Annotated in this window: 20 protein-coding genes; 2 read left to right on the top strand and 18 right to left on the bottom strand. The window is 73.5% G+C overall.

The features are described from left to right. Positions 1-246: 246 nt before the first annotated feature. From ACWF9Z_RS11560 to ACWF9Z_RS11475, 18 genes are all read right to left on the bottom strand, one after another. Positions 247-1263: a glycosyltransferase family 2 protein gene (locus ACWF9Z_RS11560; RefSeq protein WP_453600452.1), complete on the bottom strand. Its 1017-nt coding sequence runs from the start codon at positions 1261-1263 to the stop codon at positions 247-249. A 91-nt stretch (positions 1264-1354) separates the two neighbouring features. After that, positions 1355-1747 carry a YccF domain-containing protein gene (locus ACWF9Z_RS11555; RefSeq protein ID WP_453600449.1) on the bottom strand — a complete coding sequence of 131 codons (393 nt, stop codon included), beginning with the start codon at positions 1745-1747 and terminating at the stop codon, positions 1355-1357. Then, positions 1744-2607: a zinc metalloprotease HtpX gene (htpX, locus tag ACWF9Z_RS11550; RefSeq protein WP_453600446.1), complete on the bottom strand. Its 864-nt coding sequence runs from the start codon at positions 2605-2607 to the stop codon at positions 1744-1746. Before htpX ends, ACWF9Z_RS11555 begins: the two co-directional genes overlap by 4 nt. A gap of 323 nt (positions 2608-2930) precedes the next feature. Then, complete coding sequence (locus tag ACWF9Z_RS11545) at positions 2931-4505, bottom strand: NADH-quinone oxidoreductase subunit N (RefSeq protein WP_453600444.1); 1575 nt, start codon at positions 4503-4505, stop codon at positions 2931-2933. Further along, positions 4502-6070, bottom strand: a complete 1569-nt coding sequence (locus ACWF9Z_RS11540; protein ID WP_453600730.1) for a complex I subunit 4 family protein — start codon at positions 6068-6070, stop codon at positions 4502-4504. The genes ACWF9Z_RS11545 and ACWF9Z_RS11540 overlap by 4 nt, the downstream gene beginning before the upstream one ends. Positions 6071-6108: 38 nt before the next feature. Beyond that, positions 6109-8124 (bottom strand): NADH-quinone oxidoreductase subunit 5 family protein, encoded by a 2016-nt coding sequence (locus ACWF9Z_RS11535; RefSeq protein WP_453600442.1) that lies wholly within the window; start codon positions 8122-8124, stop codon positions 6109-6111. Next, positions 8121-8471, bottom strand: a complete 351-nt coding sequence (gene nuoK / locus ACWF9Z_RS11530) for an NADH-quinone oxidoreductase subunit NuoK (RefSeq protein WP_356649502.1) — start codon at positions 8469-8471, stop codon at positions 8121-8123. Before nuoK ends, ACWF9Z_RS11535 begins: the two co-directional genes overlap by 4 nt. Continuing rightward, positions 8471-9106 carry an NADH-quinone oxidoreductase subunit J family protein gene (locus ACWF9Z_RS11525; RefSeq protein ID WP_453600439.1) on the bottom strand — a complete coding sequence of 212 codons (636 nt, stop codon included), beginning with the start codon at positions 9104-9106 and terminating at the stop codon, positions 8471-8473. Before ACWF9Z_RS11525 ends, nuoK begins: the two co-directional genes overlap by 1 nt. Next, complete coding sequence (locus tag ACWF9Z_RS11520) at positions 9103-9678, bottom strand: NuoI/complex I 23 kDa subunit family protein (RefSeq protein WP_453600437.1); 576 nt, start codon at positions 9676-9678, stop codon at positions 9103-9105. Before ACWF9Z_RS11520 ends, ACWF9Z_RS11525 begins: the two co-directional genes overlap by 4 nt. Beyond that, complete coding sequence (locus ACWF9Z_RS11515) at positions 9678-10640, bottom strand: complex I subunit 1/NuoH family protein (RefSeq protein ID WP_453600434.1); 963 nt, start codon at positions 10638-10640, stop codon at positions 9678-9680. Before ACWF9Z_RS11515 ends, ACWF9Z_RS11520 begins: the two co-directional genes overlap by 1 nt. Before the next feature lie 672 nt (positions 10641-11312). Next, the gene (gene katG / locus ACWF9Z_RS11510) at positions 11313-13505 is read right to left on the bottom strand and encodes a catalase/peroxidase HPI (RefSeq protein WP_453600432.1); all 2193 of its coding nucleotides are present in this window, start codon (positions 13503-13505) and stop codon (positions 11313-11315) included. A gap of 303 nt (positions 13506-13808) precedes the next feature. After that, positions 13809-15371 (bottom strand): mucoidy inhibitor MuiA family protein, encoded by a 1563-nt coding sequence (locus ACWF9Z_RS11505; protein WP_453600430.1) that lies wholly within the window; start codon positions 15369-15371, stop codon positions 13809-13811. Between the two features lie 8 nt (positions 15372-15379). Next, the gene (locus ACWF9Z_RS11500; protein ID WP_453600427.1) at positions 15380-17608 is read right to left on the bottom strand and encodes a DUF4139 domain-containing protein; all 2229 of its coding nucleotides are present in this window, start codon (positions 17606-17608) and stop codon (positions 15380-15382) included. Between the two features lie 58 nt (positions 17609-17666). Then, positions 17667-18575, bottom strand: a complete 909-nt coding sequence (locus tag ACWF9Z_RS11495) for an STM4011 family radical SAM protein (RefSeq protein WP_453600425.1) — start codon at positions 18573-18575, stop codon at positions 17667-17669. Positions 18576-18580: 5 nt separating this feature from the next. Then, positions 18581-20014, bottom strand: a complete 1434-nt coding sequence (locus ACWF9Z_RS11490) for an STM4012 family radical SAM protein (RefSeq protein ID WP_453600422.1) — start codon at positions 20012-20014, stop codon at positions 18581-18583. Further along, positions 20011-20817, bottom strand: a complete 807-nt coding sequence (locus ACWF9Z_RS11485; protein WP_453600727.1) for an STM4013/SEN3800 family hydrolase — start codon at positions 20815-20817, stop codon at positions 20011-20013. Before ACWF9Z_RS11485 ends, ACWF9Z_RS11490 begins: the two co-directional genes overlap by 4 nt. 34 nt (positions 20818-20851) lie before the next feature. After that, positions 20852-21988, bottom strand: coding sequence for an STM4014 family protein (locus tag ACWF9Z_RS11480; RefSeq protein WP_453600419.1), 1137 nt, complete (start codon positions 21986-21988; stop codon positions 20852-20854). Positions 21989-21998: 10 nt separating this feature from the next. After that, positions 21999-22961 (bottom strand): STM4015 family protein, encoded by a 963-nt coding sequence (locus ACWF9Z_RS11475; RefSeq protein ID WP_453600416.1) that lies wholly within the window; start codon positions 22959-22961, stop codon positions 21999-22001. 156 nt (positions 22962-23117) lie between these two features. On the opposite strand from ACWF9Z_RS11475, the gene ACWF9Z_RS11470 reads away from it, so the two are divergent. After that, positions 23118-23444 (top strand): hypothetical protein, encoded by a 327-nt coding sequence (locus tag ACWF9Z_RS11470; RefSeq protein ID WP_453600413.1) that lies wholly within the window; start codon positions 23118-23120, stop codon positions 23442-23444. Positions 23445-23603: 159 nt separating this feature from the next. Then, positions 23604-24626: a DUF6745 domain-containing protein gene (locus ACWF9Z_RS11465; protein ID WP_453600724.1), complete on the top strand. Its 1023-nt coding sequence runs from the start codon at positions 23604-23606 to the stop codon at positions 24624-24626. Positions 24627-24954: the final 328 nt, after the last annotated feature.

Below are 24954 nucleotides of genomic sequence, written 5' to 3'. Positions count from 1 at the left end.
ACACCGACCCCGCCGCGCGCCGGGCGCCGGGGCGGCCCGGGCCGCCCCCGCGGCCGCCGGGGGGGGGCCGGGGGGCGGGGGGGGGCGCCGGCCCCCCCCCCCCCGCCCGGGATATGAGTCCGCCCCGGCGGACCGGCTGCGGAGTCCGTCCGGCCCCGCGTGCGGCGACCGGTCGCGGCACCTGCATGTCTTCATCCATGCACACACAGTGACACCCCCCACTGACAATCGCCCTGACCTGGCCTTTCAGGCGCCTTTCCGCCCCGGCTCCCGGCCCGGGCCGGTCCCCGGCTCCACATCCGGCCCCGCCCCGCTCCCGGCCTCGCGCGCCGAGTCGTAGCCGACGAAGAAGGTGGGCCGGCGCTGCACCGCCGTGTAGATGCGGCCGATGTACTCGCCGAGCAGGCCGACGCAGATCAGCTGCACGCCGCCGAGGAACAGCATCATGATGAACAGCGAGGTCCAGCCGGGTACGGTCTCGCCGCCCAGGTAGATCGCCAGGGTGGCGGCCACCATCAGCAGGCAGCCGAAGAAGCTGGCCACGCCCAGCCAGGTCGCCAGGCGCAGCGGCGCGGCGGAGAAGTTGATGACGCTGTCGATGCCGAGACGGATCATCTTGCTCAGCGGGTACTTGGTCTCCCCCGCCACCCGTTCCTCGCGGTGGTAGGTGACCTGACCGCTCGGGAAGCCGAGCCACGGCACCAGCAGGCGGTACACCTGGTGCTGGTCGGGCATGGCCTTGACCGCCTCGACGGCCGCCCGGCTCAGCAGCCGGAAGTCGCCCGCCTGCGCGGGCACCTGCTTGCCGACCAGGCGGCGCACCAGCCAGTAGTAGGCGCCGGCCGAGCGCCGCTTGAACCCGGTGTCGGTGCTCCGGTCGCCGCGGACCCCGTAGACGATGTCCAGGCGGTCCTGGCGGGCCAGGTCGAGCATCTCCGCGATCTTCTCCGGGGGGTCCTGGAGGTCCGCGTCGATGCTGGCGACGTAGGCGCCCAGGGCGCTGTGCAGTCCGGCGGTGAGGGCGGCCTGGTGGCCCGAGTTCCCGCGCAGCCGCACGACGCGCAGCTCGGGCCACTTCACCTGGAACTCGGTGAGGAGCGCCGCGGTGCGGTCCGCGCTGCCGTCGTCGACGGCGACGACCTCGTACGCGACGGCCAGGGCGTCGAGCGCGGGGCGCAGTCTGGCGACGAGGGCCGGGAGCGCGTCCTCCTCGTTGTACATCGGCACGACGACCGAGAGGGTCGTGGAGGGCTCAGTCGACATCGGTTCTTCCTTGCCCGTTGTGCGTGCCGCTCGTTCGCGTCATCGTCCGCAATCCGGAACTTTAATACGAGCGGACAAACCGGTTCCGGGCTCAGCGCGAGGCGAACGGCGCGTCCGTGGGAACGATTTCGCGGCCCAGCGGGAGCAGTGAGAGCGGAACCATCTTGAAGTTCGCGATGCCGAACGGGATGCCGATGATCGTGACGCACAGCGCGATGCCGGTGACGATGTGGCCGAGGGCCAGCCACCAGCCCGCCAGCACCAGCCACAGCACGTTGCCGACGCAGGAGGCGGCGCCCGCGTCGTGCCGCTCCACGGTGGTGTAGCCGAAGGGCCACAGGGCGTACACGGCGATCCGGAAGGCCGCTACGCCGAAGGGGATCCCGATGATCGTGATGCAGAGGATCACGCCGGCCAGGCAGTAGCCCAGGAACAGCCAGATTCCGCTGAGCACGAGCCAAATGACATTCAGGATGGTCTTCACCGGCTGTGTCCTGCCATCTGTTCGAGCCGGGCGATGCGCTCGGCCATCGGGGGGTGCGTGGAAAACATTCTGGACAATCCCTCGCCGGGGCGGAAGGGATTGGCGATCATCATGTGGCTCGCGGCCTCCAGCCTGGGTTCGGCCGGCAGCGGCAGCTGCTTGGTGCCGGCGTCCAGCTTGCGCAGAGCGCTCGCGAGGGCGAGCGGGTCGCCGGTGAGCTGGGCTCCGGAGGCGTCCGCCTCGTACTCGCGCGAGCGGCTGATGGCCAGCTGGATCACGGACGCGGCCACCGGGCCCAGGATCATGATCAGCAGCATGCCGAAGAGCCCGGGGCCCTCGTCGTCGTTGGAGCGGCCGACCGGGATGAGCCACGCGAAGTTGACCAGGAACATGATCACCGAGGCGAGGGCTCCGGCCACCGACGAGATGAGGATGTCGCGGTTGTAGACGTGGCTCAGCTCGTGGCCGATGACCCCGCGCAGTTCGCGCTCGTCGAGGATGCGCAGGATGCCCTCGGTGCAGCAGACGGCGGCGTTGCGCGGGTTGCGCCCGGTGGCGAAGGCGTTGGGGGCCTCGGTGGGCGAGATGTAGAGCCGGGGCATGGGCTGGCGCGCGGACGTCGAGAGCTCGCGCACCATGCGGTAGAGCTCGGGGGCCTCGAACTCGCTGACGGGGCGGGCGCGCATCGCGCGGAGGGCCAGCTTGTCGCTGTTCCAGTACGCGTAGGCGTTCGTCCCGAGGGCGATGAGGACGGCGACGATCAGGCCGCCCCGGCCGAAGAAGCTTCCGATGACGATGATGAGAGCCGAGAGGCCGCCGAGGAGTACGGCGGTCTTCAGCCCGTTGTGCCGGCGGTGCACGGTACGCCCTCCAAATGGTGCGGCAGGGGGGACCCGTCCAGGATCTGTGGATCTCAGGGCCTACGGTCCAGTGGACCCTTCCTTCCTGGTCAACGCGAGGTGAGCGCCACGGGTTCCCGCGCCGCCCCCGCCCGGCGCCCCGGCGCAGCGGGCCGCGGGGCCGCTCCGGGCGCTGGGCCGTGCGGGTTACGGGCGCACGGACGGGGCCTGCGGGAGCCGACGGGAGGCTGCGGCCGGGGGCGGCCGGGGGCCGGGCGCGGCCGGGCGCCGCGGACCGGGCGGAGCCGAGCCGGGCGGCCGGGCGGGAGCCGGGCGGGAGCCGCTCAGAGGGCGAAGAGGCTGCCCGTCGCGAAGCGCAGTACCAGCTGCGGGGCGCCCGAGAGCACCAGCGCGGTGGCGGCGGTGAGCGCGATGGCCGCGGTGATGGGCCACGGGGTCCTCGTACGGGGCCTCGCGCCCTCCTGGGCGGCCGCCTCCTCGCCCTCCCCCACCGGGGTGCGGAAGAGCAGGGCCGTCCAGCGCAGGTAGTAGTACAGCGCGACGACGACGTTGACGGCCATGACCACGGCGAGCCAGCCGAGCCCCGCGTCGATCGCCGACCGGAAGACGGTGACCTTCGCGAAGAGCCCGATGACGCCCGGCGGCAGGCCGGCCAGGCAGAGCAGGAAGAAGGCCAGCGCGAGGGCCGCGAGCGGGCGCTCGCGGTACAGGCCGCGGTAGTCGGCGAGCCGGTGCTGGGGCTTCGTACGGGCCACCAGGGCGGCCACGGAGAAGGCGCCGAGGTTCACGGCCGCGTACATGAGGGCGTAGGCGACGGTGGCGCCGATCTGGTCGCGGCCGGCGTACGCGGCGGCGGCGATCGGGACCAGCAGGTAGCCGGCCTGGCCGACCGAGGACCAGGCGAGCAGCCGTACGGCGCCGTTCGGCCGGTCGGCGGACTGGCGCAGCGCGGCGGCGTTGCCGAGCGTCATGGTGAGCGCGGCGAGGACGGCGAGGGCCGGGCCCCAGATCTCGGAGTACGCGGGGAACGCGAGCACGGTGACGAGGATGAGGCCGGTGAAGCCGACGGCCTTGCCGACGACCGAGAGGTACGCGGCGACGGGCAGGGGCGCGCCGACGTAGGTGTCGGGGACCCAGAAGTGGAAGGGGACGGCGGCCGTCTTGAAGGCGAAGCCGACGAGGGTGAGCGCGACGCCGGCCATGGCGAGGGTGTCGAGCTGCCCGGGGACGTGTGCGAGCCCCTGGGCGACCTGGCCGAGGTACAGGGAGCCGGTGGCGGCGTAGACGAAGCTGACGCCCATCAGCGACACGGCGGTGGCGGTGACGGAGGAGAGGAAGAACTTGAGGGCGGCCTCGGAGGAGAGCCGGTCGCCGCGGCGCATGCCGACGAGGGCGAAGGCGGGCAGCGAGGCGACCTCGAGGGCGACGATCAGGGTGGCCAGGTCGCGGGCGGCGGGCAGCAGGGCGGCGCCGGCGGCGGAGGACAGCAGCAGGAACCAGTACTCGCCGGCCGGGAGGCGCGTCTCGCGGACGGTGGTGACCGACAGCAGGGCGGTGACCAGGGCGGCGGCCAGGACGAGGAACTGGACGACGAGGGCGAAGTGGTCGGCGGTGTAACTGCACGCGCCGGCCGAGGCCGCGGCCGGGCCGTTGAGGCAGAAGGTGCTGCGGTCGCCCGCGCGCAGGGGCAGCAGCAGGGCGGTCGCGGCGGCCAGTCCGGCCACGGAGATCCAGCCGAGCAGCTGCTTGCGGTGTTCGGGGACGAAGAGGTCCGCGACGAGCACGATCAGGCCGACGGCGGCAGTGGTGACCACGGGCGCGATGGCGAGCCAGTCGACCGACTGGACCAGGGTGGGGGCGTCGGCGGCCGTGCTGACGAGGGGCTGAAGGGCCGTCATGAGTTGCCTCCCGCGAGGAGCTTCTGGACGGCCGGGTCGGTGAGGCCGAGGAGGACCGCGGGCCACAGGCCCGCGAGGACGGTGAGGGCGACGAGCGGGGTCCAGGCGGCGAACTCGTAGTGCTGGATGTCCGCGAGGGCCGCCGGGGCGGCGCCTTCGGAGCGCACGGCCTTCGGGTCGCCCATGCACACCCGCCGTACGACGATCAGAAGATAGGCGGCGGTGAGCAGGGTGCCGAACGCGCCGACGGCCATGTACGTGAGGAACGCGGGCCGGGACAGGCCTTCGGCGGGGGCGAACGCGCCGAACAGGGCCAGCATCTCGCCCCAGAAGCCGGCCAGGCCGGGCAGGCCGAGGGAGGCGACGGCGGCGAAGGCGAGGAACGCGCCGAAGCGGGGGGCGCGGCCGTAGAGGGCGGCGCCGGTGGCTCCGGCGAGGGTGTCGAGGTCGGCGGTGCCGTAGCGGTCCTTGAGCGCGCCGACCAGGAAGAAGAGGAGGCCGGTGATCAGGCCGTGGGCGATGTTGGCGAAGAGCGCGCCGTTGACTCCGGTCGGGGTCATGGACGCGATGCCGAGCAGGACGAAGCCCATGTGGCCGACGGAGGAGTAGGCGATGAGGCGCTTGAGGTCGCCCTTGTTGCCCTTGCGGGCGAGCGCCAGGCAGGCCAGGGATCCGTAGACGATGCCGATGGCGGCGAAGGCGCCCAGGTACGGCGCGAAGGTGGCCATGCCCTCGGGGGTGGCGGGCAGCAGGATGCGGACGAACCCGTAGGTGCCCATCTTCAGCAGGACGCCCGCGAGGAGGACGGATCCGACGGTGGGGGCGGCCGTGTGGGCGTCCGGCAGCCAGCTGTGCAGCGGCCACATCGGGGTCTTCACGGCGAGGCCGGTGCCGATGGCGAGGACGGCCAGGATCTGGGTGGTGCGGGACAGTCCGCGGCCGTTGTCAGCGGCGAGTGCCACCATGTCGAAAGTGCCGCTTTTCAGTCCGATCAGCAGCAGACCGAGCAGCATGACGACGGAGCCGAGGAGCGTGTAGAGGATGAACTTCCAGGCGGCGGCCTGCCGCTGAGCACCGCCCCAGCGGGCGATGAGGAAGTACATCGGGATGAGGACCATCTCGAAGGCGAGGAAGAAGAGCAGCAGGTCGAGGACGGCGAAGGTGGCGAGGGTGCCGGACTCCAGGACCAGGAGCAGGGCGACGAAGCCCTTCGCGGAGGGGCCCGCGGGGAACTTGAAGTAGCTGTAGAGCGCGCAGAGGAAGAACAGCAGCGCGGTCATCAGGAGGAGGGGGAGCGAGATGCCGTCGATGCCGAGGTGGATCCGGACGTTCAGCGCCGGGATCCACTTGATGTCCGTCGTCGCCTGGAAGCGGGACGGGGTGTTCTGGTCGAAGCCCGTGGCGAGGGCGATCGCCGCGGCGAGGATGACACCGGTCACGGTCACGCCGTGGCGCAGCACGGCCTGTTCGGGGCTCTTGCCCTTCAGTCCGGGCGGGGCCGGCAGGAGGGCCGAGACGGCGCCGAGGAGCGGTCCGGCCACGACGAACGCCAGAAGGAACTGCATCACGGACGGGCTGATATCAATCACGGCTGACTCACGGCTCACGATCCGGCGTTGACGTTGGCGAGGACGGCGGTGGCGATCGCCAGGACCACGGCACCGGCGAGCAGGGCGCTCAGGTAGCTCTGCACGTTGCCGGTCTGGGCCCGGCGGACGAGGCCGCCGAGCAGCCGGGGGCCGAGGCCCGCACCACGGACGTAGGTGTCCACCACCTCGCGGTCGAGGAAGCGTACGAGGGCCGCGGCGGCCCGCACGGGGCGTACGAAGACCCGGTCGTAGACGGCGTCGAGGTGGAAGCCGACGGCGGCGTGGCGGTGCAGCGGGCCGAGCAGGGCGCGGCCCGGGTCGGCGGCGGGGCGGTCCGGGACGACGGGGTGGTCGTGGGTGACCTCGTCGACCTCGGGGCTCTCCGCGGCGGATGCGGCGGCGGCGACGGACGCGGGCACCCCGCGCGGGGCGCCGGCGGCTCCGGCCGGGGCCAGGTCGGCCTTGGCCTCGGCGCGCTGCCACAGGGCGTAGGTGAGGACCACGCCGACGACGGCCGCGCCGGTGCCGAGGACCGAGGTCGTCAGCGACGGGGTGAGCTCGCGGCCGTCGAAGAAGTCGGCGAGCGGGCCGACCAGCAGGCCGAAGCCGACGGACGGGATCGCCAGCAGCCACAGCACGCCGGTCATGGCGAGGGGTTCCTTGCCGTGGTCGGGGGCTGCCGCGCCCCGGCCGCGGAAGGCCATCAGCCACAGCCGGGTGGCGTAGGCGGCGGTGAGCAGGGCGGTCAGCACGCCGGCGACGAGGACCACCCAGCCCGCCGCGTCCGGCGCGACCTCCGAGTGGCCGGTCGCGGTGTGCTCGGCGGCGACGAGGACGGCTTCCTTGGAGAAGAAGCCGGCGAAGGGCGGGATCGCGGCGAGTGCGAGCAGCGCGATCGTCATCGTCCAGAAGGCGTCGGGGATGCGCTGGGTCAGGCCGCCCATGCGGGACATGGCGGCCAGGGAGTTCGTACCGGCGGCGTGGATGATCACGCCGGCTCCGAGGAACAGGAGTGCCTTGAAGGCGCCGTGGGACAGGAGGTGGAAGACGGCGGCCGCGCGGTCGCCGACGGCCAGGGCCCCGATCATGTAGCCGAGCTGGCCGATCGTGGAGTAGGCCAGCACCCGCTTGATGTCGTCCTGTGCCAGGGCGGCGAGGGCCGAGCCGACCATCGTGACGGCCGCCATGACGGCCATGACCACCAGCGCGGCGCGGGAGGCCTCGAAGACGGGAAGGAGGCGGGCCACGAAGTAGACGCCGGCGGCGACCATCGTCGCGGCGTGGATCAGCGCGGAGACCGGGGTGGGGCCGGCCATGGCGTCCGGAAGCCAGGTGTGCAGCGGGAACTGCGCGGACTTGCCCGCGACTCCGGCCAGCAGGAGCAGCGCGATCAGCGTCGGGTGGTCGAGTCCGCCGGCGGCGACGGTCCCGAGGATCTTCGTGATCTGGAAGGAATCGGCGGCGGTGGCGAGGGCGAACAGGCCGATGAGGAAGGGGACGTCGCCGAGCTTGGTGACGAGGAAGGCCTTGAGGGAGGCGGAGCGGGCCGCCTCGGTCTCCCAGTAGTGGCCGACCAGGAAGTACGAGCAGATGCCCATGATCTCCCAGCCGACCAGCAGCACCATCAGGTCGCCGGAGTAGACGACGAGCAGCATGGCGGAGGTGAACAGCGAGACCAGGGCGGCGTAGGACGGGTAGCGCGGGTCCTCGCGCAGGTACGCCGTCGAGTAGATCTGTACGCAGGTGGCGACGACACCGACCAGGACGGCCACCAGCACGGCGAAGCCGTCCAGGTAGAGCGAGAGGTCGATCGGCACCGAGCCGGTCGGGGTCAGCTCGGTCGCGGTCTCGATCGGCGGGCCGCCGCCCTGGCGGACGGCGACGAGCACGGCCAGTACGGCGGAGGCCACGGTCGGCAGGATCGCGAGGGGCCTGACGAATCCGGGGGCGGTGCGGCCGAGCAGCAGTCCCGCGAGCGCGCCGAGGAACGGCAGGAGGGGGACGAGTACGGCGAGGGTCGGGGTGCTCACGCGGCGGCTCCAGTCGCGCTGTTCACGCTGTCCGGCTCGTGGCCCTCGGCGGTGTCGCGCAGTCGGTCGACGTCCGCGGTGCCCCGGTTGCGGTAGACCACCAGCACGATCGCGAGGCCGATGCCGATCTCGGCGGCGGCGATGGCGATGGTGAAGAGGGTGAGGGCCTGGCCCGCGTGCAGGGTGTCGCGCAGCCAGACGTCGAAGGCCACCAGGTTGAGGTTGACGGCGTTGAGCATCAGCTCGACGGACATCAGGACCAGGATGGCGTTGCGGCGGGCGAGCACTCCGTATAGGCCCGTGCAGAAGAGGAGGGCCGCGAGCACGGCCGGGTAGGCGAGGTGCATCAGCGCTGACCCTTCTTGTCCGCGGCGGTCGTGGCCGGGGCGGCCGGCTTCCCGTCGGTGCCGGAGGCCGGGCCGGCGCCGGTGGCGGCGCCGCCGTCGGCGGTCTTGCGGGAGAGCACGACGGCGCCGATCAGGGCCGCGAGGAGGAGGACGGAGAGCGCCTCGAACGGCAGCACCCAGTGCCGGAAGAGGATCTCGCCGGTGACCCGGGTGGAGCCCTGGACGGGGCCGTCGAGGTCGATCCAGGTGGCGCGGAAGGCGTCGACGACCACCCAGACGAGCGCGACGGCCGCGACCGCGGCGACGCCGAGGGCGACCGGGCGGTTGCCGGAGTCGGCGTCCGGCGAACGGCCGATGGGCGCCTTGGTGAGCATCAGTCCGAAGAGGAGGAGGACGACCACGGAGCCGAGGTAGATCAGCACCTGGACCCAGGCGATGAACTCGGCGGTCAGCAGCAGGTACTCGACGGCGACCCCGCCGAGCGCGACGACCAGCCACAGGGCGGCGTGCACGAGCTGCTTGGTGGTGACGGTGACGGCCGCCGCGCCGAGCATGGCGAGGCCGACGAGGACGAAGGTGATCTCGACGCCGGTCGGGGAGAGGAAGCCGTTGCCTTGGGCGGCTGCGGTGATCACGCGTCTCCTTCCGGGGTGTCGGGGGTCGCGGAGGCCGCGGCGGCCGCGGCCGCGGCCTCGGCCTTCTCCACGGCCTTGCGGGCGGAGGCGAGTTCCTTGGGTTCCTCGGCCGCCGGGTCCAGGGCGGGAGGGGCCGGGACGGTCCACATCCACTCGCGCAGCTTGTCGCGCTCGTGGGTGAGCTCGTGGATGTCCGTCTCCGCGTACTCGAACTCCGGCGACCAGAACAGCGCGTCGAAGGGACACACCTCGATGCAGATGCCGCAGTACATGCAGAGGGAGAAGTCGATGGCGAAGCGGTCGAGGACGTTGCGGCTGCGCTCGCGCCCGCCGGGGGCGCTGGCCGGCATCGTCTCCTTGTGGGAGTCGATGTAGATGCACCAGTCGGGGCACTCGCGCGCGCACAGCATGCAGACCGTGCAGTTCTCCTCGAACAGGCCGATGACCCCGCGCGAGCGCGGCGGGAGTTCGGGCTGCACGTCGGGGTACTGGGCGGTGTGCGAGCGCTTCGTCATCGTGCGCAGCGTGACGGCCAGGCCCTTGGCGAGGCCGGAGCCGGGGATGGGAGGCATTACTGGATCGCCACCTTCACGATGCCGGTGAGCGCGATCTGGGCGAGCGCGAGCGGGATGAGTACGGTCCAGGCGAGCTTCTGCAACTGGTCCTCGCGGAGCCGGGGGTAGCTCACGCGGAGCCAGATCACCACGAAGGACAGCGCGGCGATCTTGACCAGGGTCCACACCCAGCCGTCGGTGCCGAAGGGCCCGTGCCAGCCGCCGAGGAACAGGACGGCGGTGAGGGCGGAGAGGACCACGATGCCGGCGTACTCGGCGAGCAGGAACAGCGCGAAGCGCAGGCCGGTGTACTCGGTGTACGCGCCGAAGATGATCTCGGAGTCGGCGACGGGCATGTCGAAGGGGGGCCGCTGGAGTTCGGCGAGGCCGGCGGTGAAGAAGACCAGCCCTCCGACGATCTGCCAGGGCAGCCACCACCACGCGAACGCGTCGACGATGCCGGGGAGCGAGACCGTGCCCGCGGCCATGGCCACCGAGGCCGCCGCGAGCAGCATGGGCAGCTCGTAGGCGAGCAGCTGCGCGGCGGTACGGAGGCCTCCGAGGAGGGAGAACTTGTTCGCGGAGGCCCAGCCGGCCATGAGCGAGCCGAGCACTCCGACGCCCATCACGGCGAGCGCGAAGAAGAGCCCGGCGTCGATGACCTGGCCGACGGCGCCCTCGCCGGGGCCGATCGGGATGGCGAGGAGGACCAGGAGGTACGGGAGGAGGGCGACGGCGGGGGCGAGCTGGAAGACGCGTCGGTCGGCGTCGGCCGGGACGATGTCCTCCTTCTGCGCGAACTTCACCCCGTCGGCGACGAGCTGCGCCCAGCCGTGGAAGCCACCGGCGTACATGGGGCCGAGCCGGCCCTGCATGTGGGCCATCACCTTGTGCTCGGTCTGCCCGATGACGAGCGGGAGCACGAGGAAGACGGCGAAGACGACGATCAGCCGCAGGGCGACGTCGAGGACGTCGTTCACGCGGTGCCTCCGTTGTCGGTGGTGGGGTCGGTGGTCGGGGCGGGCTCGTCGGGCCTCGTGGGCTCGGCCGGTTCCGCCGACGTGGCGGGCTTCGCCGGTGCGGCCGGTTCAGCCGACGTCTCGGGCTTCGCCGGTGCAGCGGGCTTCGCCGGTGCAGCAGGTTCAGCCGACTCGGCCGGTTCCGCCGGTTCGGCCGGTTCCGCCGGTTCGGCCGGTTCCGCCGGTTCGGCCGGTTCCGCCGGTTCGGCCGGTTCCGGCGGGGGCTCGCCGAAGGCGGGCTTCGGGTCGTGCCACGGGGCGTCCGTGCTCCGGGGGCCCGGGCGCGCGGGTGCGTCCGGGGCGGGCTCGGCGGCCTGGCTCGCCGAGCCGTCCGATGCCGAGCGCGTACGGCGCGGCGGGCGCGCGGCGGCTCCGCCGTCCGCCGGAGCGGGAGCGGGAGCCGGAGCCGACTCGGGAGCCTGAGCCGGCTCGGGGGAAGCAACCGGAGCCGGGGCCGCGGCGGCCTGGCTGGCCGAGCCTTCGGAGACCGAGCGGCTGCGGCGCGGCGGCCGCGCCGGGGTTTCCGCGGGGCCCGCGGCCTCCGTCGGCTCCGCCGCCGGGCCCGCGCCGGCCGGGCGCGCACGCCGGCCCCGGCGCGCCCCGCCCGCGGGGCCCCCGCCCCCCACAGCGGGGTCAGACGAGGTCGAACCGGTCGAGGTTCATCACCTTGTCCCACGCCGCCACGAAATCACGCACGAACTTCTCTCCCGCGTCCTTCGACGCGTAGACCTCCGCGAGGGCGCGGAGCTGGGAGTGCGCACCGAAGACGAGGTCGACGGCGGTGGCCGTCCACTTGACCTCGCCCGTCGTGACGTCCCGGCCTTCGAACACGTTCTCGGCGGTGGCCGACGCCTTCCACTGCGTGCCCATGTCGAGGAGGTTGACGAAGAAGTCGGGGGTGAGCGTCTGCGGCCGGTCGGTGAAGACCCCGTGCGGGGACCCGCCGAAGCCGGCGTTCAGGGCCCGCATGCCACCGGTCAGCACCGTCATCTCGGGTGCGGTCAGGGTCAGCAGGCTGGCGCGGTCCAGCAGGAGGGTCTCCGGCGACAGCTTCTCTCCCGACCGGAGGTAGTTCAGGAATCCGTCCGCCCTGGGTTCCAGCACGGCGAACGACTCCACGTCGGTCTGCTCCTGCGAGGCGTCCGTGCGCCCCGCGGCGAACGGCACCGTGATGGCGTGTCCGGCGTCCTTCGCGGCGCGTTCGACGGCCGCGCATCCGCCCAGGACGATCAGGTCGGCGAGCGAGATCCGCGTCCCGCCGCCGGCCTGCGAGGCGTTGAAGACCTGCCGGATCTCCTCGAGGGCCCGCAGTACCTCGGCGATCTCGGGCTGGTCGTTGACCTCCCAGTCCTTCTGCGGCGCGAGCCGGATCCGTGCTCCGTTGGCCCCGCCGCGCATGTCGGTGCCGCGGAAGCTCGCCGCCGACGCCCAGGCGGTGGTGACCAGTTGGGACACGGAGAGTCCGGTCGCGAGGATCCGGCCCTTGAGGTCGGCGATCTCCGCGTCCCCGACCAGTGCGTGATCGACCGCGGGGACCGGGTCCTGCCACAGCTGGGGCGCCGGGATCCACGGGCCGAGGTAGCGGGAGAGGGGTCCCATGTCGCGGTGCAGCAGCTTGTACCAGGCCTTGGCGAACGCGTCCGCGAGCTGGTCCGGGTTCTCGTGGAAGCGCTTCGAGATCGGCCCGTAGACCGGATCCAGCTTCATGGAGAGGTCCGTCGTCAGCATCATGGGCGCGTGCCGCCTCGACGGATCGTGGGCGTCGGGCACCGTGCCCTGGGCCGAGGGATCCGTGGGCGTCCACTGATGGGCGCCGGCCGGGCTCGTCGTCAGCTCCCAGTCGTACCGGAACAGGTGGTCCAGGTACCCGTTGTCCCACTTCGTCGGCTCCGAGGTCCACGCGCCCTCGAGTCCACTGGTGACCGCGTCCACGCCCGCCCCGCTGCCGTGCGCGTTCCTCCATCCGAGGCCTTGCTGCTCGATGGGGCAGCCCTCGGGCTCCGGACCGATGTATTCGGGGCCGACCGCGCCGTGGCACTTGCCGAACGTGTGGCCGCCGATGATCAGCGCGGCCGTCTCCTCGTCGTTCATCGCCATCCGCGCGAACGTCTCGCGAATGTCCCGGGCCGCCGCGATCGGATCCGGATTACCGTTGGGCCCCTCCGGATTGACGTAGATGAGTCCCATCTGCACGGCGCCGAAAGGACCCGTGAGTTCCCTTTCGCCGCTGTAGCGCTCGTCTCCGAGCCAGGTGTCCTCCGGCCCCCAGAAAATCTCTTCCGGTTCCCAGATGTCCTCCCGCCCGAATCCGAATCCGAACGTCTTGAAACCCATGGATTCCATGGCGCAGTTGCCGGCGAAGACCAGCAGGTCGGCCCAGGAGATCTTCCGGCCGTACTTCTGCTTGACCGGCCACAGCAAACGGCGTGCCTTGTCGAGGCTCGCGTTGTCCGGCCAGCTGTTCAGGGGTGCGAAGCGCTGGGCGCCGGAGCCGCCGCCGCCGCGGCCGTCGGCGATGCGGTACGTGCCGGCGGCGTGCCAGCTCATCCGGATGAAGAGCGGCCCGTAGTGGCCGTAGTCGGCGGGCCACCACTCCTGTGAGTCGGTCATGACCTCGAAGACGTCCTGCTTCAGCGCGTCGACGTCCAGGGTCGCGAACTCTGCCGCGTAGTCGAAGTCCTCGCCCATCGGATGGGACCGGGGCGAATGCTGGTGGAGAACCTGGAGGTCCAGCTGATTCGGCCACCAGTCCCGGTTCACCCTGGGGCGATTCGCCTTGGGGGTCGGGGAGGGGATTACCGGGTTCTCGCTTTCGCTGCCGGACACGTCAGTCCTTCTTCCTGTCTCGGTGTTTTCCTCTGCCGGCTGCGCTGCCCGCTCCGGACGCCGTCCGTTTGACGAGTCGAGCACGGCGACCCGCGCCGCCGACGAGAACATGTCCTCACGGACGACGCCGATAACCGGGCGCGTATCGGCCGTCCGTATGGTCGCGCACCGCAGACCGCACCGCTACGAGAACACGCAGGGCACCACCGCGTAACAAACAGTCGACATGGATAAGTGACATCGTCCGATCATCGCTATATCCCCTTCCGATAAGAGAATCGGAAGGGGAAAGAACGGCCGGGCTCAGAGTCCGGAGACCTCGGAGCTCGCCGACAGTTCGTAGACCAGCGTGACCGTACGGCGCCCACCGGGCGGGAGGGCGACGTCCCAGCAGACGATGCCCTCGGCGTCGACCACCTCGGGCGGCGGGGAACAGGCGTCCTTCCGCAGCCGCACCTCCACCGCGGCGATCTCGGAGACCGGGATCCGCTCGCGGAGGACGACCACCCGGTCGCCCCGCTCCCCGGGAGCCGAGAACCGGGACAGGTGCAGCCGCACCGTACGGGTGACCACGTTCCGCCGCATGATGCCGGCGGTGTCCCGGGACTCCCGGACCTGCCGGACCACGCCGTGGTCGTCGCGACTGCCGAAGGCGAGCTCGACGGCGGCGCCGGGGGCGGTGAAGTCCAGCGTGCCGCGGCCGCTGAATCCACTGCCGCGGACCAGGTCCACGGGCCCGGCGAGCAGCACGTGGCCGGACAGGTTGTCGAACCGCACCACCTGGGTGACCAGCGGCGACAGCTCGGGGGAGCAGGAGTACTCGCTGCCCGCGGGCGTGGTGAAGACGGACAGCGGCACCCGGTGGGCGCGCCCGTCGCCGGGCACGGAGACCGGCGCGGGGGAGCTCAGCACGCGCGCCTCGCCGCCGTCGTCCACCCCGGGCAGGCCGAGTACCGGGGCCGGCCCGAGGGTTCCGGTCTCCTCCTCGCGCAGTTCCACGTCGACCGTGCGGCGCTCCGCCGCGGTGCGGTCCACCAGCGTCAGCCGGTCCTCGCCCAGCCGCGGCGGATCGGTGGCCAGTGCCGAGCGGGCGGTCGACAACGTGAGCCGTACGTCCGACCAGTCCTCGCCGGTGCGCTGCCAGAGCACGGCGTCGCTCTCCAGCGTCAGGGAGTCCCCGTCGAGCACGGCCCGGTAGGCGGGCCGCCACAGCGCACAGGAGGTGAGGTGGCTCAGCCGCAACCGGGCCGCGCCGGCGGCCGAGGCCTCCACGGTCAACTCGATGTGGCCGACCAGCTCGGCGGGCTCCTCCTCGGCCAGGAGCAGGGCCCGCTGCGCGGCGTCGAGCTCGACGGTGAGGGCGGCCAGCCGTGCCTCCACGGTGCGCAGTTGCTCCGCGTGGACATCGCGTTCGCCGTCCACCCGGTCCAGCGCGCCGGCCCAGCGGACCGGTTCGGTCTCCCCGGAGCCGGCGCCCTCGCCGATGTCCCGCAGCAGATCGGCGGCGAGGCGGCCGAGCAGGCCGAGGCGGGCGTACAGCCGGTCGCGCCGCTGCCCGAGCGCCAGCCGCTCCTCTTCGAGGGCGTGCACGCGGTGGCGCAGGGCGGAGTCCTCGTCGGCGGACGGCCGCGGCCCGCGGGGCGTCCAGCTGCGGACGATCCGCACGTCGAGCACGGTCGCGGCGAACTCGGCGGTCAGCTCGGCGTGGAGGGTCCGGTCGACGGCCAGCGCGCTGACCGGTCCGAGGCGCAGCCGCTGGACACCGGCGCGCAGGTCGAGCACGGTGGCGCGCTCGACGTGGGCGCGGTCCTCGAGGCACGTGACGGCGGTGACGGGGAGGGCGATCGGGTTCGGGGCCGTGGGCATGGCGGGTGTCAGCTCCTGCGGTTGCCGCCGACCAGGGCCTTGCCGGTCGGGATGCGGATCTCGTAGCCGCCGTCGAGGGCGGTGGTGGCGCCGGCGGGCAGGTCCAGCCGCCAGACGCGGGTGCCCGGGGCGTGGTGCCCGGTCTCCGCGTCGCCGTCGGTGTCCTCCCGGGTGCCTTCCGGGACGTCCTCGGGTGCCGTCCACGCGGCCCGTTCCTCGATCCGGACGTCCGGATCGGAGGAGACCGGAACGCGCTCGCGCACTTCGATGGTGACGGGCCGTGCGAGCCGGTTGGCCAGCTCCACGTGGACGCGGTGGTCGAGCACGGTGGTGTTGCCGCGCAGGCCGGCGGTCGACTCGTTCAAGTGGGTACGGCGGGTGACCCGGATGCCCTCGGCGGGCCCGAGCCCGACCCGGCGGACACCGCCGGGGGCGAGGGTGGGCAGAGCGGCGGTCAGCAGGAACTCGTCGTCGACGACGACCTCCACCGGGCCGGCCAGCAGCGCCTGGTCGGTCGCGTTGGAGAGCACCAGCGTCGCGTACACGGTCTGCTCCACGGACGGCACGCAGAGGTACTCGGTGCGCAGGCCGACCGGGACCTCGGCGACGGTGACGGTGTGCCAGGTGCCGTCGGACGGCACGTCGGCGCGGGCGCCGGCGTCGAAGCGGTGGTCGAAGGAACCCGCCGACTCGCGGGGCCGCACCGCCTGTCCGGGCAGCGGCAGCGCGGCCACCGCCTCGGCGCGGCGGCGCTGCTCGGCCGCCACGGAGTCGAAGGGCGCGTCGGGGAACAGCCGTCCTCGGCGGCCGCCCTGCTCGTCGGGGCCGCACAGGACGAGGGCGGCGTAGTCGAGCTCGGCGCCGCTCGGCCGCGGCGGGCCGGCGACGGGCGCCGGACCACCGGCCGGCGGCGGAGCGGACGGCGGCCCGGCCCGGCCCGGAGCCGCGGGAGCCATGGCGGCGGGGGCGCCGGCGAAGGACCGGGTGGCGGCCCGGGGCCCGCCGCCCGGGCGGGCGGGGGCCGGCTGCGCGAGGTCGGGCATCGCGCCGCCGAAAACCTGCGGAGGGGGGCCGCCCACGATGCCGCCGGGCATCGGGAACGCGGCCGGCGGCGGAGCGCCGTAGCCCTGCGGTGCGGGCGGCGGCGGGGCGCCGAAGCTCTGCGCTGCCTGCGGTGGGGGAGACGGCAGCGGCGGCAGGGGGCCGGACGCGGCTGCGCGTACCGATGTCACCGCCGCGGAGTCGGCACCGACGGGCGGGGGGACGGGGCCCGTTGCGGGGCGGGGGCCGGCCGCCTCGTACCCGGCGAACAGGTCGGCGAGCCCCGCGGGAGGCTCGCGCCAGCCGGAGGGCGCGGGGGCGGGCTGACGGCGTCCGATCCGCATCGAGCGGAGCTTCGGCAGGTCGGTGCGGCGCCGGAGGTCGGCGGTGGCCAGGGCGATGCGCACGCCGGTCCAGTCCTCACCGGTCCGCTGCGCGACCGAGGCGCGCAGCACCAGACGGCCGCTGCCGTCGCCCTGACGGTGGCTGAGCCGGTAGGCCGGCACCCAGACGGCGCCCGGCACCCCGTACTCCAGCTCGATCTCCACTTCTCCACCCGGCTCCGCGTCACCGGTGCCGGCGCCGTCGAGGGTCAGGACGGCGCAGACCGTGGTCTCCACGTGCGCCTGCGGTGCGTCGCTGGAGGCGCGGGCGAGCCGGTCGGCGGCGACGGCGAAGCCGTGCTCGGCGTCGCGCAGTGCCTCCTCCAGCTCGACGAGGCGGGCGTGCAGCCCCGTCAGCCGTTCCTGGACGAAGTCGGCCAGCTCCAGCCACGCGTCGACCGGGGTGCGGCGGTACTGGTACGGGTCCGCCGGCATGCGGACGGGCGGGGCCGGCTGGAGGGCCCTGACCTCCTCGATCAGGCCCAGTTGACGGTCCCGTCGTCCGCGCGCCGCCGCGTGTTCGTCGCTCAGCCGCTCGGCCTCGCGCCGCAACGCGTCGGGCGTGTCCGCGCCGGCCGGCTCGGCCTCGATCTCCACCCGGGCCGCGGTGACGCGCACCCCCGGGTCGCCCAGCACCCGGGCCCGCAGCGAGCCGGGGTCCAGCGAGCGGGGCAGTCCCGTCACCCGTACCCGGCCGTCGGGGGGCACGCTGCCCCGGGCCAGGCGCCGGCAGAGTGCTCCCTGCGCGTACACCACGACCGAGTCGAGGGTCGTCCCCCACCTCGGTGCCGTTCCTGCGGTCGCTGCCGTCATGTGCTCCGCCCCCCGCCGCTCCATGCTGTGCGCAGCCTACGCCCGGGCGGGCGCCGCATCACGTCGATGCTCCGGTCCGCTCGGATCGCTCGCTCCGCCCGGGGAGCGCCGGACCGCGCTCCGGAACGCGCTCCGGAACGCGTTCGAGGACCCCGCCCGCGAAGACGTCGTACAGGGGGAGCGTCTCCAGGTGGACGTAGCCGATGTGGCAGTCGCAGACCGCCAGGGGGCAGCGCCGGGGTGCCAGGGCGGCGCGGTAGGAACCGTCGTACAGGTTGCCGAGCGCGGTGGGCACGAAGTGGCAGCGGCGGACCGTGCCCTCGCCGTCCACCGAGATGACCGACTCCCCGGTGCGGCACGGCAGTCCGGCCGAGCGGTGGGGATGGCGGCTGTAGGGGAACAGCGGGTCCAGAGCGGTCCACTCGTCCGCCTCGGCGTCGGTGTACGTGTGGCCCTCGGCGGCGTTGGCCCAGAGGTAGACGTGCTCGGGCAGGTCCGCCCGCAGCCGGCGCGCGTGGGGCAGGTTCTCGGGCAGGCCGACGATGCCGACGCTGTGGCGGATGCCCCGGTCGGCCAGGTCCCCGACCTTCGACAGGAACCGTGCGTAGGGCGTCTGGCCGGGGTGGTAGGTGCACCACAGGGCCACGGAGGCCGGGTCGGCCTCCGCGAGCCAGTCCGTCCGGCAGCTGAGGTTGGTCTGGATGACGACGCGCTCGACGTGCGGCTGGTGCGAGAGGTCCACGAGGGCGCGGCGGTACCAGGAGCGGACCAGGCCCTCGCCCCAGGGGGTGAAGAGGATCGAGAGCCGGTCGCCCTGCTGCGCCGCCGCCCATCCGGTGAAGCGCTCGAGGGCCGCGCGGTCGGCGCGCAGCTGCGCGGGGGTGTCGCGCCGCTTGGCGAAGGGGCAGTACGGGCAGGCGTAGTCGCAGGAGGCGAGCGGGCCGCGGTACAGGATCGTCAGGTCCACGGTGGCTACTTCGGATCGTAGGCGGCCATCGCGGCCCGCACGGCGGGTGAGAAGAGCATCGGGCCGAGGGCGTCGGAGTGGGCGAGCCCCTCCGGGGTCAGGCGCAGGTCCCCGGTCTCCGTCCCGGCCCCTTCGAGCCAGCCGCGGGCGGCGAAGGCGGCGAGTTCGACGGGGAAGTCCTCGTACGGGCCGGTGCCGAAGCGGTCGCGGTAGCCGGCGAGCGGCATGCCCCGGGCCTGGAGGAGGGACTGGAGGAGGTGGCGGCGACGCGCCTCGCCGCCGTCGACGTGCCGGCCGTGGACGGCGTGGCCGAAGTCCTCGGTGGCCGTGTACGCGTCGATGATCCCGCGGATCTCGCTCATGTCGACGGCGTAGTCGAAGGAGTGGTGGAGGGCGGAGGTGTAGGAGCGGGCGCCGCAGCCGAGGCCGATCATGCCGTCCGTCTGGCAGGCGTGGTCGTCGGGCCCCTGCGGGGCGCTGCCGGCCTTGCGGAACATGCGCATCGACACCTGTTCGTAGCCGCGGGCGAGCAGGTGGTCGCGCCCCCGGCGGTAGAGGTCCAGGCGCTGGCGGTCCCACTCGGTGTCGGTGTGCGCGGTGCGCCGGGCGAGGCCGGTGAGCGGGCGGACGTACAACGGGTAGAGGTACAGCTCCTCGGGCTCCCAGGCGAGGGCGGCGTCCAGGGAGGTGCGCCAGGTGGCGGGGGTCTGGCCGTCGATCCCGTAGATGAGGTCGATGTTGAGGACCGGGATGCGGGCCTCGCGGATGCGGCCGAGCGCGGCCTCGACCTCGGCGCGGCGCTGCGGGCGTACGGCGGCCCGCGCCTCCGCGTCGACGAAGCTCTGCACGCCGATGCTGAGGCGGGTGGCGCCGCGCTCGGCGAGGACGGCGAGCCGGTCGGCGGTCGCGGTGGCGGGCGAGGTCTCGACGGAGAGGGGCACGGAACGCAGGTCCGCGCCCATACGCCGCTCGGCGATGTCGCAGAGCCGGGTCAGCTCGTCGGCGGTGAGGAAGGTCGGTGTGCCGCCGCCGAAAGCGGCGTTGGCGAACCGGACCGGACCCTCGCCGCCGGACCGTCCGCCCCCGTCGCCCCCGTCGCCTCCGTCGTCCTGGTGGTCGAGGGCCTCGCGCACGGCGGCGGCCTGCCGGTCGAGCGCGTCGAGGTAGCGCCCGGTGAGGCCGTCGGGAGCGCCGATGCGGGTGAAGAGGTTGCAGAAGCCGCAGCGGACCTCGCAGAACGGTATGTGGAGGTAGAGCGAGAGGGCGCTCTTGTCCTCGCCGCGCCAGAGGTCGCGCAGGGCGGGCCGGTCGGGCAGCGGACGGTACGCCGTCTTGTGGGGGTAGGCGTAGACGTAGCTCTGGTAGGGGCGGACGGGGGAACCGGAGACCGCTTCGACGGGGGTGGTGGCGGGGGCAGGGGTGGTGGCGGTGGCGGTCATGCGGAGGGCTCCAGGAAGAAGTGGGCGTACGGCACCGTCCAGACGGCCTCGTGGGCGAGGCGGTGGCCGGTGTAGCCGTCGTCGCCGTAGGTCGTGCCGTGGTCGGAGCAGACGATGGCGAAGCAGCGGCGGCGGGAGCTCATCGCGGCGAAGAGCCGGCCGATGTGGCGGTCGATGTACTCCAGGGCGGCGGCGTGGCTCGCGCGGGTGTCGCCCGCCGCCCGGGTGGCGCCGGGCAGGTGGAACCAGTTGGGCTGGTGCAGGGCGGACGCGTTGAGGAAGAGGAACAGCCGCTGCTCCTCGGGGAGGGAGCCGACGATCCGCTCGGCCTTCTCCACCTGCGCCTCGAAGGAGGTGGGGGACGCCACCCCGAACTCCGGTTCCCAGTGGCTCTCCTGGAACATTCCGGGCAGGACGTCGCCCAGCGCTCCCTGCTTGTTGAAGAAGCCGACGCCGCCCACGCACACGGTGCGGTACCCGGCCGCGGCCAGACCGGAGACCAGATCCGGGGTGTCGAAGACGTAGGTGCGTCCGGCGGTGGTCTCGCTGCCGGCGAAGCGCGCGGCGAACAGCCTCGGGTGCGGTCCCGGCGCGGCCGGGGTGGGCAGGAATCCCGCGAACATCGCCTGGTGGGACGCGTAGGTGAAGCTGCCCGGGGCGTGCCGCCGCTCCCAGGCGCCGCCGGGCAGATGGCGGGCCAGGTGCGGGATCCGTCCGGCTGCGGCCAGTTCGACGGCGACGTCGTGGCGCAGGGTGTCCAGGGTGAGCAGGAGCAGGTCGTCACGGCCGACGACCTCGTTCATGTCCGGTGCGGTCGGGTCCGGGAGGGGGCCGGTCTCAGGCTGGTGCACGGTGGTGGTTCCTCGGGTGGCGGTGCGGGTGTGCGCGGCGCCGTGCGTACGGCGGCGCGGCGGCGACTTGGGCGGCGTAGGTGTCGAGACCCTCGGCCCCGCTGCCCGGCAGGCCGGTCAGGCCGGGCAGCAGGTCGCCGAAGGCGTTGACCTCGGCGACCGCGAACCGGCGCCAGCCGACGGCGGGCAGCAGGTCGACGCCGACGCACAGGGTGCCGGGGAAGCAGGCCGCGGCCCGTTCGCAGACGTCCAGGGCGTCGGCCCAGCGGGGGCCCGCGGCTTCGACCACGGCCGACAGGTCGCCGCGGCTCCCGCCCAGATGCAGGTTGGTCATGGGCGAGAGGCTGGTGCGGACCACGGCGTGGGTGGCCCGGCCGGCCACGACGACCACGCGCAGGTCGGCCGCGCGGCCTCCCAGCGAGGCCTTGGGCCACCAGCTTTCGACGTGGAGGCCGTCCGGGGCGAGTGCGTCGACCAGCGCCGCGGTCTCCCGCTCGCTGGTGAGGCGGCGTACCCGCAGGGAGTTGTGCAGGTGCCCGTTCCCGGCCACCTCGACCGAGGTGGCGGCCCGGATGCGGCCCCGGCCGGCGGTCTCGACGGCGACGACGCCTGACGCGGAGGAGCCGTGGGCCGGCTTCACGAACACCCGGGGCATGCCGTGCGCGTCCATCAGGGCGCGCACGTCGTCCCAGCCGCGCACCGTCGTGCCGCCGCCGGAGGTCGGGGACCGGGGTACCGGCACCCCGGCGGCGTCCAGGGCGCGGTGGCAGCTCCGCTTGTCGAAGAGGACGGCCAGCTCGTCGGGATCGTCGAGGCGTAGGCCACCGGTGAGGCTCCGCACGGCCGCGGTGAACCGCGTGTACCAACGGGCGCCGCCCTCCACGCGCGTGGAGTCCTCCAGGCCGCGCAGGGCCCGGTCCACCTCGGTGTTCTCGCCCGGAGAGTCGAGGCGTACGAGCTCGTCCGGACCGAAGACGGCACCGCCCTCGCGCAGGACGCGGGCCCAGGGCACGATGCGGGCCGCGGGCAGCCCGGCGTCGCGGACGGCCTCGGAGAACAGGGCGACGCGACGGTTCTCCGGGTTGCCGACGACGGCCCAGCGCGGGGGCGTGTGCTCGGTCATGGCCGGCGCGCTACTCTCCGACGGCGACGTAGCGCCAGACGCGGTCGTCCCACTCTTCCTCGTCGGCGTGACCCCGGTCGAGGTCCAGCCGCACCCCGGCGCTCTCCAGGGTGTCCCGGAAGCGCTGCTTCAGCGGCTCGCTGAGGTAGTTGTGGTGGAGGTCGAGGGCGGCGAGATGGGTGAGGGGCTGGCCCCCGAGCAGGGCGGCGCCGCCCTGGTCGGTGAGGACGCCCATGGACAGGTCGAGGGTCTCCAGCCGGGCGACGACGGGCGCGGCGGCCATCGCGATGGCGATGTCGTCCTGGATGTCGCTGTTGCGCAGGCCGAGGTGACGCAGGCTCGGCAGGCGGTCCCCGGCCATGATGGGTTCCACGTCGCTCAGCTCGCAGTCCCCGCCGTAGTTCGCCGTGCCGAGCCACAGATCGAGGTGGTGCAGGGCGGGCAGGTCGCTGGCGGCGAGGTTGCGGACGACCGGGGCCGGTATGCCGCCGGCCTGGATGGTGAGGGAGCGCAGCCGCTGGTGGGTGAACGGCGGGAGGACGAGGCAGCTGCCGCCGCGGACGCCGAACCACTCCAGCTCGGGAAAGCCGTCGAGGAGCGGGCCGACGTCACCCTGGTTGATCCAGGAGATCTCGCATTCCTCGGATTCCATGTCCCCCAGGAACAGGGACCGCAGGGCGGGCAGCCGGGGGCCGGCGGCGAGGAGCGCGGTGATGATCTCCTCGGGGCCGGTGTCGTACGCCTCCTCCCACGCACCGACGACGATCGCGCGGACGCGGGTCGTGTCCACGGCCGCGGCGAAGCGGGCGAACGCCTGGGACCAGGTCTCCTTCGCGTCGTAGGCGTCGGAGGAGATCCGCCAGGCCACGGCGTCCGCCTCGGGCAGCCGGTCCGTGCCCTTCTCGTCGTCGGGGCCCGGGAAGTCGAAGACGGGCAGCCCGTACGACTCCCGCAGATGGCTCGCGTAACTCATGATTCTCGCCGCTCCTCGCGTCCGATGCGTCTGCAAGTTGTAGCAAGCGGCACTGACAACGACCGAGGCAGGGGCGGGTGGAGTCCGTTGTCAGACCCTCGCCCTAACTTCGGAGACGACGCGGCGCACGGAGCGGCGCGGGGGAAGGGGACAGGTATGTACCGGCAGGGGGACGTACTCATCGTGCCGCTCGCGGAATCGGCGGTTCCGTCGTATGCCGCGGACGCGCCTTCGGAACCGCGGGACGGGCGCGGCCGGTTCGTCCTGGCCCTCGGCGAGGTGACCGGTCACGCGCACGCCGTGCTGGGGCCGGGCCGGCTGCTCCGGGAACCGGGGCCGTTCGCTCCGCTGCTGCTGCACCTGCCCGACGGGGGACGGGTGGTGCACGAGGAACACGCCGCGATCGCGCTGCCCAAGGGCTGGTTCCGGGTGGTGCGGCAGCGGGAGTACGTACCGGGCTCGGTCCGGATCGTGGCGGACTGACGGACTGACGGACTGACGGGCGGGGGCGCTCTGGTGGAGGGGACGGAGAAGGTGGACGGGACGGAGGGGCAGGACGTGACGCACATGCCAGACGTGATGGAAGCAGCGCAAGAGACGGAGGTGAGGGAAGTGACGGACGGGATGGAGGCGAGGGGCGGAGTGTCCGGGGCCGACGGTTGGCGGACCGTCGCGGCGGCGACCGGGCCCGCGGACCGGGAGGCGGCGGAGGCGGGCGTACGTCTCGGCTACCGGGCGGCCGGACTTCCCGAACCCGAGCGGATCGTGTGGGCGGACTCGCCGCGGGCCGCGATGCGCCTGCTGGCCGACCCGCAGGGGCCGTGGGGGACGGACGCGCGGGGGCGGAGCGTGCGGGAGGAGGTGCGCAGCGCCCCGTGGGCGGCCGAGCGCGCCCGCCTCCACGCACGGCTGGGCCCCCAGGGCTGGGGCCGGCGATGGGCCCTGACCGGCGCCCGGCTGTGGGAGAACACCGAGCGGCTGGCCGGCCGCATCCGCACCGGGCTCGTCGAGGAACTGGCGGCGGACCCGGCCGGGGAGGCGCCGATCCGGCTGCTGCTCCTCGAGTCGGTGCTGGGCCAGCACGACGCGGCCTGGCTGTGCGCGTTCGACACCGGCGAGGACACGCCGCTCGAGGGCCTCGCCGCGGTCGCCCGGGCGGCGGGCTGGTGGTGGCCGTACGAGCGGCTGGCCGTGATCTGTGAGCGCCCGGTGGAACTGCACCGGGACGAGGCGGGCCGCCTGGACCGCGGTGACGGCCCCGCCCTCGCGTTCCCCGACGGCTTCGCGCTGTACGCGTGGCGCGGGATGCCCGTGCCCCCGGACTTCCTGGCCGGGCTGGAGGCACTGACACCCGAGCGCATCCGCGACGAGGAGAACGCGGAGCTGCGCCGCGTGATGCTCGAGCACTACGGCTACGACCGCTACCTCGCCGAATCGGACGCCGAGCCGGTGCACCGCGACGAGACGGGCATCCTGTGGCGGATGCCGCTGCCGGGCGACGAGGACGTCGTGATGGTGGAGGTGGTCAACTCCACGCCGGAGCCGGACGGTACGAGCCGCACGTACTGGCTGCGCGTGCCGCCGGACACACGGACGGCGAGACAGGGCGTGGCCTGGACCTTCGGCCTCGACGCGCAGGCGTACGCGCCGGTGCGGGAGACCTGACGCCCCGGGCCGGGGCGGCCCGGGCGGCCGGAAGGTCCGCGGCGGCCCGTTCCAGCCCGCGCCGGCCGCGCCAGACCTGCTGGACTCCGCCGTCTGCGACAGCGGCGGGCTGCTCGCGGACGACCGCTTCGCGGCGTCGGTGCTGGCCGCTCTCACGGCTCCGGAAGAGGCCGGGCCTCCTCCGGGGTGGCCGCCGGCCGGGGGGCGGGCGGACGCACTGGGCCGGGGGGGGGGGGGGGGGCCACCGGCCCCGGCCGGCCCCGGGGTTGGGCGGTTTAAATGGGAGGGGGTTTTTTTGGCGGATGAGCAGGCGGCGCCGGTAGACGGG

It is taken from the genome of Streptomyces sp. NPDC054961, assembly GCF_053609145.1.
This window is presented reverse-complemented; position numbering and strand designations above follow the sequence as displayed.